Origin of the sequence: Streptomyces sp. 35G-GA-8, assembly GCF_023534745.1 — a bacterium.
GTDB lineage: Bacteria > Actinomycetota > Actinomycetes > Streptomycetales > Streptomycetaceae > Streptomyces.
In genome coordinates this window covers 18,763-31,053 of the sequence record NZ_JAMHJQ010000024.1, presented here as the reverse complement: position 1 = coordinate 31,053, position 12,291 = coordinate 18,763, and the positions used below count along the sequence as shown (strand labels likewise).

General features: G+C 67.8%; 14 protein-coding genes. 8 read left to right on the top strand and 6 right to left on the bottom strand.

Features of this window, described 5'->3' with window-relative positions:
• Window positions 1-25 precede the first annotated feature (25 nt).
• The 4 genes from M1203_RS35965 to M1203_RS35950 form a co-directional block, all read right to left on the bottom strand.
• The gene (locus tag M1203_RS35965) at window positions 26-223 is read right to left on the bottom strand and encodes a hypothetical protein (RefSeq protein ID WP_249954067.1); all 198 of its coding nucleotides are present in this window, start codon (window positions 221-223) and stop codon (window positions 26-28) included.
• 106 nt (window positions 224-329) lie between these two features.
• Complete coding sequence (locus M1203_RS35960) at window positions 330-686, bottom strand: hypothetical protein (protein ID WP_249954066.1); 357 nt, start codon at window positions 684-686, stop codon at window positions 330-332.
• A gap of 385 nt (window positions 687-1,071) precedes the next feature.
• Entirely contained in the window at window positions 1,072-1,539 is a 468-nt protein-coding gene (locus tag M1203_RS35955; RefSeq protein ID WP_249954065.1) for a hypothetical protein, read from the bottom strand.
• Window positions 1,540-2,142: 603 nt separating this feature from the next.
• Window positions 2,143-2,553 carry a hypothetical protein gene (locus tag M1203_RS35950; RefSeq protein WP_249954064.1) on the bottom strand — a complete coding sequence of 137 codons (411 nt, stop codon included), beginning with the start codon at window positions 2,551-2,553 and terminating at the stop codon, window positions 2,143-2,145.
• A gap of 188 nt (window positions 2,554-2,741) precedes the next feature.
• On the opposite strand from M1203_RS35950, the gene M1203_RS35945 reads away from it, so the two are divergent.
• The 8 genes from M1203_RS35945 to M1203_RS35910 all read left to right on the top strand — a co-directional run bounded on the left by M1203_RS35945 (window position 2,742) and on the right by M1203_RS35910 (window position 11,141).
• Window positions 2,742-3,074 (top strand): GntR family transcriptional regulator, encoded by a 333-nt coding sequence (locus M1203_RS35945; protein ID WP_249954063.1) that lies wholly within the window; start codon window positions 2,742-2,744, stop codon window positions 3,072-3,074.
• 129 nt (window positions 3,075-3,203) lie between these two features.
• Window positions 3,204-4,661, top strand: a complete 1,458-nt coding sequence (locus tag M1203_RS35940; protein WP_374404779.1) for a helix-turn-helix domain-containing protein — start codon at window positions 3,204-3,206, stop codon at window positions 4,659-4,661.
• A gap of 22 nt (window positions 4,662-4,683) precedes the next feature.
• Window positions 4,684-5,367: a dihydrofolate reductase family protein gene (locus tag M1203_RS35935; RefSeq protein WP_249954061.1), complete on the top strand. Its 684-nt coding sequence runs from the start codon at window positions 4,684-4,686 to the stop codon at window positions 5,365-5,367.
• Entirely contained in the window at window positions 5,367-5,831 is a 465-nt protein-coding gene (locus tag M1203_RS35930) for a deaminase (protein WP_249954060.1), read from the top strand. Before M1203_RS35935 ends, M1203_RS35930 begins: the two co-directional genes overlap by 1 nt.
• A gap of 1,037 nt (window positions 5,832-6,868) precedes the next feature.
• The gene (locus tag M1203_RS35925) at window positions 6,869-8,029 is read left to right on the top strand and encodes a cell wall protein (protein WP_249954059.1); all 1,161 of its coding nucleotides are present in this window, start codon (window positions 6,869-6,871) and stop codon (window positions 8,027-8,029) included.
• On the top strand, window positions 8,026-8,685 hold the full coding sequence (locus M1203_RS35920; RefSeq protein WP_249954058.1) for a DciA family protein: 660 nt from the start codon (window positions 8,026-8,028) through the stop codon (window positions 8,683-8,685). Before M1203_RS35925 ends, M1203_RS35920 begins: the two co-directional genes overlap by 4 nt.
• A gap of 474 nt (window positions 8,686-9,159) precedes the next feature.
• Entirely contained in the window at window positions 9,160-10,857 is a 1,698-nt protein-coding gene (locus M1203_RS35915; RefSeq protein ID WP_249954057.1) for a hypothetical protein, read from the top strand.
• Window positions 10,858-10,886: 29 nt separating this feature from the next.
• Entirely contained in the window at window positions 10,887-11,141 is a 255-nt protein-coding gene (locus M1203_RS35910) for a hypothetical protein (RefSeq protein WP_249954056.1), read from the top strand.
• 549 nt (window positions 11,142-11,690) lie between these two features.
• On the opposite strand, the gene M1203_RS35900 is transcribed toward M1203_RS35910, so the two are convergent.
• The gene (locus M1203_RS35900; RefSeq protein WP_249954055.1) at window positions 11,691-11,936 is read right to left on the bottom strand and encodes a hypothetical protein; all 246 of its coding nucleotides are present in this window, start codon (window positions 11,934-11,936) and stop codon (window positions 11,691-11,693) included.
• 13 nt (window positions 11,937-11,949) lie between these two features.
• Complete coding sequence (locus tag M1203_RS35895) at window positions 11,950-12,105, bottom strand: hypothetical protein (protein WP_249954054.1); 156 nt, start codon at window positions 12,103-12,105, stop codon at window positions 11,950-11,952.
• Between the last annotated feature and the right edge of the window lie 186 nt (window positions 12,106-12,291).

Here is a 12,291-nt window from a genome sequence, read left to right as displayed (position 1 = left end):
TCCGGGACCACAGGCATTCGAGAGATCACTCGCTGGCGCTGTTGGCACTCTCGATCGCTGCGCCGACGCCGGTGCCCAGGCCGTCGATCGCGCCGCTGAGCGGCGAGGTCGCCAGGGCGTAACCGCAGACCAGGGCGGCGAGCAGCAGCGGGACCCGGAGGTCCATGCGGAGGAAGAAGTACGTCGCGAGGCCGGCCAGGAGGAAAAGGGGCAGGCTGATCACAAGAACCTCCGGTGGGTGGTGCGGTGGTCCGGACTGTCCGGCTCCCCTCTGCCTCGCCCGTACCGGCCGGGCCGGGACGGGCGGGGGAGGCAACCGACAGGCGGTGTCAGCTGGTGGCTGTCGTCTCGGTGTACTGCTGACGGAGCCAGGCGACGGCGGCCGGCGTCAGGGCGGTGTCCTCACCGAGCGGCGCGGTGTCGATGTCGTGCATCGCATCGAGCGGAGGCAGCAGCCGCATGTAGTCGGGGGATGCGTCTTTAATGACACGGTGGGTCTTCAGGCAGACCAGGTCGTAGCGCAGGAAGAGCTGGCTGGCCTTCCAGGACGCGATGATCCGGCAGACGAACGTGTGGCCTCCCTCGCCCGCCCAGAACTTGTCGGCGTCGCGGTAGACGACGTAGTCGCCGGTCCTGTAGGTGGTTTGCTGTGCCGGTACGGCCAGCGTGTGCGGCTGGGTGTTCACGTGGGGATCTCCTCGCGTCTGCGAACCGAAGGGGAAGGCCGCCGGACTCTGGTCGGCGGCGGATGAATCTCACGGACCGAGTGACCCGCCCGGTAAGCCGCGGCGGCCGTCATCGCGGCAGCCGCCAGCAGCACACGGGCCAGGGGATGACCGAGTCCGAGACGAGCGGCTGCTCGGGCCGCGCGGTGCTGCGCGGCCCGAGCGGCCGGTATGTGCGGAGTCAGGATCAGGCTCCTGCGTCAGCGGCGGCCCTTGCCGGGCGGCGGGGGCTGGGGCGCGGGACTCTGGCCGCACGAGCACGCCTCGTGCCGCACGGCCTGGTAAGACTTTCCGTCCGCGCCGGTCTTGTTGAAGGTGACGAGCTTGTCGGGGTGTCCGCAGGCACTCACCGGACCGCCGCCGATCCGGTGAGGACCAGCAGAGGCTGAACGGTGGTACCGGGGGACATCTGATCGAGCGTCCGCCGGGCGCGGCCGCCCAGACGTACGGCCCGCTGGTCGCCGTCGGCGACCAGGTGACGCACCAGCTGGTGGAAGTCATCGTCGGGCGTGAGCGTCTTGCCCGGCTCACGCTGCGGCAGCGGCGGCCGGTCCGGGTTCGCGAGCAGCGGAGTGCCGAGCGCGGCCTCCGGCTCGTCCTCGTAGCCGTTGCCGTCGCGCCCGCTGGTGTCCTCCTCCCGCTGGATCTCCTCAACCGTCGCGGCCCGGGCCGTACGGCCGGTGCCGAAGACAGTGGCGAGCAGACCGGTGTGTGTCGGAGTAAGGGGGAAGCCGACCGGCCGGTCGCCTCGCGGCCTCGGCTCGGTGGGGGTGGTGACGACCGGAACCGGCCGTGTCATGATCGTGGCTCGCACAGGGGTGTCCTTCCTACGGGGTTCCTGTGTGGCGCCGCCCGGGAGGTCAGAGTCCCGGGCGGTTTCTGCTACTGGCGGGCTCGGGCGGGCTGCCCGGCTCCGAGCGGCACGTGAGTACCGCAGTGCCCCGGACCGGACTCGAACCGGTTGTCGTGCTTCCAACGGGGCCCGCGATCTTCGCCCTTGTCTCACCGCGCGTTCGGATCGCTTGTCCGCCCGTGAGGGCGGCAAGGGAAAAGGTGCTTCGGAAGCTGTCTGCGCGGCAGGGCTGGCTTGTCGCTGGTGCCTGTCCCGCATCTCGCCTGCGGGCTGGCGGTCCGCATCCCCTGCGGACTGGGCCGGTTCAACCAGAGGACTCACCTGGGGGCACCCCTCCGCAGATCTTTTGCTCGGAGGTGCCGGCTAGTCGTAGCGCCGGATGTTCGCTGTTGAGTTGAGAAGGAACGGCTACTCCGGGGATCCGGCCCACCGCAGTGGCGGGCTTCACCCAGGGCGTCTGTGCTAGCGGGGACCGTGTCCGGCTCCCTCATCCGGCGCCGCCCGCGAGGGCGGTTCCGAGTGGGGGAGCCGGGTCCGAAGACCCGGCGGGTGGATTGGGGAAGGTCAGGCCACGAGCGGCAGAGGCGCCGCGGCGGCCGACCGCCGCGTGATGCGCAGATGCGTGGCGTAAGGAAGGAGGACGAGGACGTCGACCAGGCGCTCGCGGACGAAGCGTGGGATGGCCGGGTCGGCGGTAGTGATGTCGCGGGCGGCGTGGAGCCGGGCCCGGCGGGTGGTGTCCGCCGTGATGAGCGCGTCGACAAACTCCGTAGGGCCCATGTCCGAGGTGGCGGTGACCTGCTCGTGCGGGAGGAGGCCGGCCTCGTACATCGCGAGGGGCGTCCCGAAAGCGATGTCGAGGTCGATGTCGCCGAAATCCGGCAGCTCCACGGCGACCGCATCGAGAAGCGCAAGCGTCTCAGCGTCGAAGGTCTCGGTGGCGGGGCTGGCGGCGGGGCGACGGGTGGCGTTCATGGCGTGGTGCTCCTTTCAAGTAGACGGGCTCGTGTAATCCCGAGAAGTGGCAGGTGGGGGCCTTCTTCGACCGCCCCACTTCGTCGATATACATAACTTAGCTGATACAGTCGGGGGCGTGTCAAGCGCATGATTGAGGAAGCTATGGAAGCTAGCTAAGTCGAGGGGGTCGACCTACGATGTCGCTCATGAGCAACGAGGCCGTGCAGCCGTACCAGCGAATCGTTCAGGATGTCCGCGACAAGATCCGCACCGGTCGGCTGACCGCCGGAACGAAACTGTCGAGCACGCGAGAGTTGGCCGAGGAGTACGGCGTTGCGCCCGGCACCGTCCAGCGGGCCCTGACCGAGCTGCGCACGGCCGGGCTCATCTACTCCCACCAAGGACGCGGTTCCTTCATCACGGACACGGCTGCCCAGACCAGCGAGGACTCGACTGCCCTCGCCCTCAAGGCACTTGAGGAACAGGTCGCGGACTTGGCCGCCCGCCTCGAAAAGATCGAGAAGGAGCGCAGTGACTGACGTCCTTCCTTGCGTCTCGCTGCGCATCGCCATCCCTTTCCGGTGGGGTCAACTTCGTTAGCAAAGTTGTAGACCCGGCCGGGGTTCGAGTTCCAGATCAACCGTGTATCCAGCCGCCGGATACACCGAGTGGAGACATGGAGGGGGCACCAAGTGGGCCAGCAGCCCAACGCGTTGACACCGGAGCTATCGCCCCAGCACCGCTTCGGATACACGCTTCGCGAGCTGCGGCGAGTCCGTCAACTCTCCCTGCGAGGGCTGGCTGACAAAGCTTTCATGTCGCACTCCAAGCTGCAGAAATGGGAGAGCGGCGACAGATTCCCGAAAGACCAAGCGGAGGTTGAGCTGATCGACTCTCTGCTCCGCGCCGGCGGAATCTTGGTCGACCTGTGGGAGCGGATCGGCTCGCCTGTACCCGCACCGGGCCGTGTATCCGTTTCGGTCCCTCATGTATCCGAAGCGTCGGTTGGGCTGGCCACAGCCGCCTCCCAGCAGGCAGCGTCTGACCATGAGGGGATTTTTGTCCCCGCTCGTCTACGGGATGGATCGGTGGTTTTCGTGGCGCTCGATCGACGCGTGATGCTGCGCGGTGGGGTGGGGCTCGGTGCGGCGGCTGCGCTGGGCGTGGGGACGCCAGCAGTCGCAGGGTCCAGCGCAGTACCGGGCCTGACACGACCTGCACGGTCGGCTGCCGCCTACAGCGGTACGCCGGTGGAACACTTTCAGCGAGCGCGCCGTTTGCTGATCGACAACGACAACCTCCTCGGCCCCAGCCGAGCCGTCGCCACTGCCCGCGAGTACATCGAGCACATCAAACATCTGCGCCAGGACGCCAAGGGCTCGGATCGTCACGCCCTCATGGAACTCCAGACGCAGTACGCGGAGTTCACTTCCTGGCTCTACCAAGACCTGGGTGACTTCGACAGCGCGCAGTTCTGGCTCGACAGGGCGTTCCAGTGGAGCCACACCGTCGGGGACGGCGACCTGACCTCATACGTGATGGCCCGCAAGGCTCAGCTCGCCGGCGAGATGCGGGACCTGGTCGACGTCGTGGATCTCGCCGAAGCCGCGCAGCGCATGGCCCGTCCCCGGAGCCGGCTGGCCGCAGTCGCCCGGACCTACGAGTCTTACGGTCACGCGCTGCGTGGGGAGTCAACCAACAGCGAGCGCGCGATCGACGACGTACGCAATTCTCTCGATCGCGTCTCCGGCGACACGACTCCCTGGGGGGTGTGGCTGAACGAGCAGTACGTGGAGGTACACCGGGCGCAGGGCCTGGCGGTGTTGGGCCAGCACGCGAAAGCCGCAGAGGTCTTCACCAACGCCATCAAGTCGCTGCCCGACGGCTACCACCGTGACCGCGGTGTCTATATGGCTCGGGCCGCTGTGGCCCATGCCGGTGCTGGCGCCCCTGACGAAGCGGCTGCAGTCGGCCTCCAGGCCCTGACCGTGGCCAACGAAACGGGCTCGGGCCGGATCGTCCGGGAGCTCGCCCGTCTCGACAAAGCGCTGGTCCCCTGGCAGCGCCAGCCCGAGGTCGCAGAGTTCCGTGCGCACTTCGACGGCCTGCTCGCCCATGAATCCTGAGAAGAAACGGATCACACCACCAATGACCACGCGTCCTTACGTCATCCTCTCCGCCGCCATGTCGGTCGACGGCTACCTGGACGACACCAGCCCCGAGCGGCTACGCCTGTCCAACGCGGCCGACTTCGACCGTGTCGACCAGGTCCGCGCGGAGTCCGACGCCATACTGATCGGCGCCACCACCATGCGCCGGGACAACCCGCGGCTACTGGTTAACAGCGACGCCCGCCGCGCGCAGCGCGTGGCCGAAGGCAAGCCGGAGTACCCGCTCAAGGTCACGGTCACCCAGAGCGGGGACCTCTCCGCCGACCTCAGGTTCTGGCATCACGGCGGCGACAAGTTGGTCGTCACCGTGGACGACGCAGTGGAGAAGGTCCGCGCGACGCTTGGTGACCTTGCCGACGTCGTCAGCGTGGGGCCGGAGCTCGACTGGGGCCTGGTTCTCGATGAGCTCGGGCTCCGCGGCGTCGAGCAGCTGATGGTGGAGGGTGGCGGCACGATCCACACCCAGCTCATGGCGGCGGACTTGGCTGACGAAGTGCACTTGGCCATCGCTCCGCTGCTGGTGGGGCAGCCTGATGCGGCCCGCTTCTTGGGCGCCTCCGAGTACCCCGGCGGGTCGACCGCCCGGATGAAGGTGCTGGAGGTCCGCGCGATCGACGACGTTGTGCTGGTCCGTTACGCCCCGAAGGAGCGCACCGCCTGATGTACGCGCCCGACCGGGACCAGGACCGGCGCTGGATGCAGCGTGCGATCGACCTGGCCGCACTGTGTCCTCCGGCCTCAGGCGCCTACTCGGTCGGCGCGGTCATCGTCGGCGAGGATGGCACCGAGCTCGCGACTGGCTACTCTCGCGAGACCGGACCCCGTGAGCACGCGGAAGAGGTTGCCCTCGCCAAGCTCCCGACGGGCTACGCGCGCCTTGCCGAGGCCACCATCTACAGCACGTTGGAACCTTGCTCTCAGCGCAGCGCGGACCGGACACCGTGCGCACAACGGATCGTCGCCGCTGGTATTCCTCGCGTCGTCATCGCGTGGCGCGAGCCGTCGTTGTTCGTAGCCGACTGTGTCGGCTACGAACAACTGGCTGAAGCTGGCGTGATCGTGGTCGAGCTCCCGGAACTCGTTGAGGCGGCCAAGGCCGTCAACGTGCACCTGGGGTTGAAATGACTGCCCAGGTGTACGGGAGCGTCGACTGCCGGCCGACCAGCGAGCCTGAGTCGGCGTCAACTGACTTCGGAGAGCGGGGGCAGTGCTGTGGTGACGACACGTGACCCCGGCGGGCACCCGCGATACCGCCGGAACGGTACAGTGGCCTCCGACGTTGATCAAAAGAATGGCCCCCACGACCTTAGGCAAGTCGAGGGGGCGGGGCCGAAGGACCTTGTAACGGGGGTCCCGCAGCCTGCCGAGCACCCTTTTACCCAAAGGAAGGTGCCGACGTGATCAGGGTACCCGTACCCGACACCCGACACACCGCACCCCGCCGTGGGGTCAGCAGCCGTATGCGCTGCTGGTCCTTCGACGGGGTGATTGTGCTGCCCGTGCGTACCCCGGTCCGCCCCTCGTGTGAGGGGGCCGGGATGACGTAGGTCTGCGGGGGCGGCGCCCTCTCGGGTCTTCATGCCGCCCCGGGTCACTCAGCCATCAGGTGATTGGCGTCACCTGGGCTCAGTGCCCATCACATCTCCGGTCTGGCCTGCCAGGGCTTCCCGGAGGGGTTGTTCGACCCGGTGCCATCCGGCTTCGAACGGTTCAACTTCAGGTTCCACCAGAACCAAGCCACCCTCGCGGGAGGCTCCCATCGTGCTTCCCGCCTTAACAGGAGGCGGTTTCATTTTGCACGACACCAAGGCGGGCCGCCAGCTTTGGCATGCCCGCAGTTCCCTGTTCGACCCATACGAGCGGCTGTTCAGCCGCCCACATGTGGTGGACATCACTCGATTCGGTGCCCCCCGCCGAGCCACGGCGGTCGCACCGTACGGGGCTGCAGAGAACCTGCTCCCCGGTCGGGGAGGGACTTGCGGGGCTAGCCCCTCGGCGGCCGAGAGTTCCGCCATGATCTTTCCTTCCTTCATCACCATGCCCGGCAGCCCCTGTCCTGCGTTTCCGTCCTTCTGCGCGGGTGCGCGGTGAGTGCCGTGGCGGCGAGGGCCGCTGTGGTGATTCCGTCGCCGCGGTCCGGAGCGGGGGAGAGCGGTGTTTCCGTGCCCGCTGGGCTCGGGTTCGCGGTGGTGCGGGGGCGTCAGCAGGATGTGGTCCGTACGGGGTCTCGGCGTGCGGAGCCGCGGGTGTGGCTGCGGTCGGTGGTGTGGCTGGTGGGTGCGGGGCTGCATCCGAAGGCCGGGCCGACGACGTTGGTGGTGGCGGAGGATCTGGCGTCGCGGATGGATTTCCGGCGGGGGATCGTGCTGTACGACCTGGAGGGCACGGCTCGTCGGGTCGGGGTGTCGGTCGCGACGGTGAAGCGGCATGTTGCGGTGCTGCGGGAGCTGGGTGCGCTGGTGTGGCTGGTGCACGGCTCGAAACGCAATCTGCGTCTGCCGGGGCGGGCGTATACGGCGACGGCGACGGTGTACGGCGCGGTGATCCCGCGCGTGTACGACGCGGCGATGGGGCACCGGCTGTCCGGATCCGGTTACGAGGCCCGGGTGTGCGGGGTGACGGGCGCCGGCCGTGAGCGTGCGGTCGCCGCAGCCGCGTCCAAGGCGAAGCCTGTGGATAACCGGGCTGTGGATAACTCCAGTTCAGCGTGCCGTGCGCCCCATTCTCCTGGTCGTTACCACCGATCACCTGAAGCTGAGGTTGAGAGTGGTAGTAAAGACACCTCGCGCGAGCGCGCGAGCCGTTCCACAGCATCGCCCCGCACCCAGAAGTCCAACACCAGCAGCGACAGGGAGCCTCGCCGGACGGCCGGTCAGGTACGCCGGTCGGTCTGGATCACCCGGCAGGTGCGGGCCCGCGTCAACTGGACCCAGGGCGAGCGGCTGCGCCGTCTGGAGTTCGTACTGCGGCCCTTCACGGATGCCGGGTGGGACGCCGACACCATCGCGGCCGAGCTGCACTCCTGGATGCTGACCTGGCGCCCCGCCCACCCGGCCGCGTTCATCCGCGCCCAGCTCGCACAGCAAGCTGCCGCCGTCCACCAGGCCGAGCAGTTCGATACGGCCGAGGGCTGGGACGAGACCGAAGCATCCGGAGCCTTCACCGCATCCCGTCCCGACCTGGTCCGCAGCGTCCTCGACGGCCTAGCGCAGGGCATGGCCGCTTACTCCGCCCGCCAGGCCGAGCAGGGCCTCGACGACCTGACAGGAGCCGACGCGGCCGCCGACATGGCCGCCTTCCTCGGAACGGGAGTTGCGGCATGACCGACACCACCTCCACGACGGAGCTGAGCGGCGTCGACCTTGCCCGGGTTGCGCTCCTCAACGCCCGGGCCGCCGCGAAGAGCCGGCCGGAGCCGAAGCGACGCACCGGTGCGTCCCCGACAAGGCGGGCCCTCACCGGGGACCGGGACCCTCAGCCTTTCGGAGCCGCGATCACACAGATGATGGCCGAACGCGGATGGGACATGGCCGCCCGAGGAGGCATCGTCATCGACCAGTGGCCGACCATCGCCCCGGAACTCGCGGGGAAGGTCGCCGCTGTCGCGTTCGACGAAGACACCCGCACCCTCCACCTGCGGCCCGTCTCACCCGCCTACCGCACACAGATCGACCTCTACCAACGGCAGATCACCGCGAAGATCAACGCCACCGTCGGTGACGACACAGTCCGGCACCTGAAGATCCTCGTCCCCGGCCCGGTCAGCTCCACGGCCGATCCGAGGCCCGTCAACGCTCCAGCCCGCGGCGTACCCGCACCGGACGGGCAGCCGGCCGAGCCCCGCCCAAGGAATCCCGGATACCTGAAGGCGCTCGCCGCCCACCAGACGAGCAGGCTGAACGCAGACCGGTCCGAGGATCCAGACAGCCGCCGAACGAGAACAGGCCCGCGAACCCGAAGAACGGCACGGTGCGCTTGAGCAGGCGGGTGGCCCACCGGCGCCGCGGGCCTTCTCCGTGACGCGAGGCCGCATCGACCCGTCGATCGCGGAGGCGGTGGAGCGGCAGTCGCATGCGATGCGGGCGCTCAGCCTCCAGGCGTTCCCCGAGCCGGAGCTGGCGGCCGACGACCAGCCAGGCCCCGATCGAGCAGACCCGCATCGAGCGCCGCCGCCAAGCCGACGTCTCCCACGCCGCGGCCCTGCGCCGGGCCCGTGCGGAACGCGCGGCGAGGGCGGCCGGGACGGCGGCCGCGGTCCCGCAGGCGGCGCCGCTGGGGAGGACCGCGTGAGGGGAGGAGAGCGCTGGGTGTCAGGGGCGGAGGCCGCGCCCGGACCTCTGGACCGTACGGCGTGATCGAACACGGTATGCGCCGGGCGGGTAAGCAGGGTGATCAGCTGCGAAGCGAAGGGGTCGGCTGTCACGCTGTGTTGAGAGGAAGGGTGGGGGGGCACGTGCGGCGTGATAGACGGCAGATCCAGACAGCGGTTGTCGGCAGCGCGGATTCCGAGGAGCCGCTCGTCCTGCCGCTGGAGGCCATCGAACTCGACGCCTTCCGCAGCCTCCACGAGAACGACTCCTTCTGGTGCGGGCTCCTCCTCGGAGGCTGCGGTGGCCAGCTGACGACGAAGCTCTACACCGACCGGGTGTGCCACTTCGCCCATCACCCCGGCCCTGACGGCCAGCCCCACGTCTGTGGCCGGCGGGCCCGCAGCGTGAACAGCGCAGACCACCTCTACGTGAAGTCCGCGGCCGCGGCCTGGCTCCACAACCGCGGCACGCAGGCCGACGTCGGCTTCGCACAGCCGGACGGAACCCCGCTGGGCTCCGTCGTCGATATCCAGCTCGCGCACAAGAGGCTGCGTGTGCACCTAGACCAAAGCGTCGCACCGGAGTGGGACAGCCCGCACGAACCGGTGCTCGGCATCTCGGTCCCAGTGGACCAGGACACCCTCATCAAACGCTGGTACGTGCACCGCATTCGCCTGGACAGCGAAGGCACCAGCCGACGCGTCCGCATCGGGACCGAGGCCTTCGCGCGGCCGACCGAATGGTTCTTCCTGGAGGAGTGCGACGTTACCGAGCGAGGACTGTCCACCCCGGCCGTCGAACGGATCATCCAGGCACACAGCACGCCCGAACCGGCGCGATGGACCCCGGGGCAGAAGCAGAAGACTTCGCCGCAGGACGAGCGGGCACAGGAGTTGATGCGCCGACTGCTCTACGCCCGCCGGACCGAGTCACCCGACCTGACGGCAACGGTCTGCCGTGAGATCACCGAACTTTCCGGGGCCGGCCCTCAGCTGCAGGGACGGCTGGATGCCGCGCATCACAGCGCCTCGCTCTGGGTGGAGAAAGAACTCGAATCCCGCCGGACGCTGATCTCCTTGCTTGATCAGGCTGTGGGCACGCGGAAGCTCAGACAGATTCAGAGCTTGATCAAGCAGGCTAAAAAGGCCACCAAGGTGGACCAGACCAGGCAGGAGAAAGAGGCGATCCACGCAGCTGTTGACTACCTAGCAGCCGAAATTCCAGCCACAGTCAATCGACTGGATGCTCTTCTGGAAGAAGTGAGCTTCATTCCAGCCAACGGCGCCCCGGAGCTGCTGAGTAGGAAGGTGCACCAGATCTCCCGGGAGATTGATGAACTCGGAAGAGTCGGAAAGGGCGTGCCGCACCAACGCGCCCAGCTCGCTCTGTGGGAGGAACGGCTCAAGTCGCTCCTCGTTCTCCCTCCCGCCTCTACGGCGCCAGGCCCGTTGCACCAGCTGGTCGGCCGGGGGTACTGGACCACGAAAGTGTGCCCGCTCTGTGGGGCCGATCACGGACAGCAGTGCGTCATCCTTGATGGCCCCCGCACAGGGCAATTGCGAGAGACACCCCACGCTGACCGATTGCGGCTCCTCATCGGGGAAATCAAAGAACGCCAGACGGAAGACATAAGGAGGGCTCCGACTGTATGGCAGGTGTACGACGTAACCTGCCCCGTCTGCCAGAAAGAGCCGGGGGCCTGGTGCCAGACACCTGGCAGACCGCACGCACTACGGTACAAACTCGCCGCAGATTTTACGCAGCAGAGAAAACCGAATTCGAAAGAAAAGAACCGTCAGCGAGATATCGAACAGGCTGCACCCGGCGCTCCGGAACTATGAGTTATCGGATTCAGTAGAGGAGCGAGGACATGACCACGGAACCTACCGCAGCGACGTTGATGGAGGAGACGTCCTACCAAGGGTTCAGGCTGCAGTTCGGGAACACCCTGATCGAGGTGCGACCCGTCGCCGGGCAGAATCTCGCCAGGGCCGATGCGGAGATTCAGATCGACGTCTTCATGGTGGACGAGAAAGACACACAACGGTGCGCACTGACCGAACGGGTGACCGGAGCGCAGCAGTTGCGCAACGCCCTCACACAGTGGCGAGCGATCCTGTCCTGACCCTCGCCATCGCGGGCGGTCCGGCTGGACGGGCCCGGACGATGTTGAACGCGGCAGTGGCCGTGGCCCTGAAGACAACCAACCTTCTTCGGAGCTACGGCGACTGCCGCGTTACGACTGCGCGCGAGGAGGTCAGTCGGGCAGAGGCACGCGGATGACGGGGTCGAAGGGGTGCTGGTTGAAGCCGGTGCGCAGATTGCGGCAGCCCTGTGCCGTGCACATGAAGAACGCTTCGACGTTTTTCATGCCGGTCCGATTCTTTAGCCAAACCTTCTCATTGGGGGTGATGGGGCGGTGCTTTTCATCGGTCTCGCAGGTGTAGCAGTACATCGTGTGGGGTTGCACGACACCTCCCGAAACAGGCGGATAGGCCGACTAGGAGCCTATGAAGGCGAGTTGGGTGGGCGGCAGTACGTAACTGGCCGTCTCCAGGCTGGCGAATCCGGGCGCTTCCTTCCCCGGGGGCACGAGACGAGAGCGTCGCCGTGGCCCCGCCCACCCCAGCTACGGCGCTGAGTCGCGGTCAGGGCGCCGGCGTCTGGCCGTTGCTCATGATCCGAGCACTGTCTCGCCGTGCTCCCTCGTCCAGGTCCTCATCGCCTGAGACTGCCCGTGGCCCGACTGACGGCTGAGGATGATGCTCACCGTCGTGTGGTCGCCGTACAGGCCGACGAAGGAGCGGAACTTCCGGACGGCAGTCTCACGGCTGCTCCACTCACCGGTGACGGCCGGGCCGCCGACCGTGAACCGGACGGCGACCTCGAATCTCACCGCCAGGTCCTCCGCGTGCTCCACCAGTGGGCGCACCTCAGGGCTGCGCTGCAATGATCTGCACGTCAGAGACGCCATCCTGCGCCTCCTTGTACCGCTTGTAGTCCTCAGCGGCCGCCGGGCTGTAGCTGACGGCGGACTCCCAGCGCTCCTCCGACCCATCCTGCGTCCACGTGATCTTGACGGTTTCCATGCTCGTGCCCCTTCGTCGCCCTGGTTGCCCGGCGACGCATCGGCTTCAAGGTGAGAACGCCGCCAGGCCCGTACAGGGTCGCATCCGCCACCGACAATGCCGTCTGACCTGCGCAGAAGCCGACGATGGAAAGCGTCCTGCGTTGGATCCGGCCAGGAGTTCACTTTGCGTCATCCGCTGGTAACT

Excerpts from the sequence above, each read along its gene's own strand:
- M1203_RS35950 (WP_249954064.1), bottom strand. The coding sequence starts at position 2,553 with ATGAACGCCACCCGTCGCCCCGCCGCCAGCCCCGCCACCGAGACCTTC.
- M1203_RS35945 (WP_249954063.1), top strand. The coding sequence starts at position 2,742 with ATGAGCAACGAGGCCGTGCAGCCGTACCAGCGAATCGTTCAGGATGTC.
- M1203_RS35935 (WP_249954061.1), top strand. The coding sequence starts at position 4,684 with ATGACCACGCGTCCTTACGTCATCCTCTCCGCCGCCATGTCGGTCGAC.
- M1203_RS35930 (WP_249954060.1), top strand. The coding sequence starts at position 5,367 with ATGTACGCGCCCGACCGGGACCAGGACCGGCGCTGGATGCAGCGTGCG.
- M1203_RS35920 (WP_249954058.1), top strand. The coding sequence starts at position 8,026 with ATGACCGACACCACCTCCACGACGGAGCTGAGCGGCGTCGACCTTGCC.
- M1203_RS35910 (WP_249954056.1), top strand. The coding sequence starts at position 10,887 with ATGACCACGGAACCTACCGCAGCGACGTTGATGGAGGAGACGTCCTAC.
- M1203_RS35895 (WP_249954054.1), bottom strand. The coding sequence starts at position 12,105 with ATGGAAACCGTCAAGATCACGTGGACGCAGGATGGGTCGGAGGAGCGC.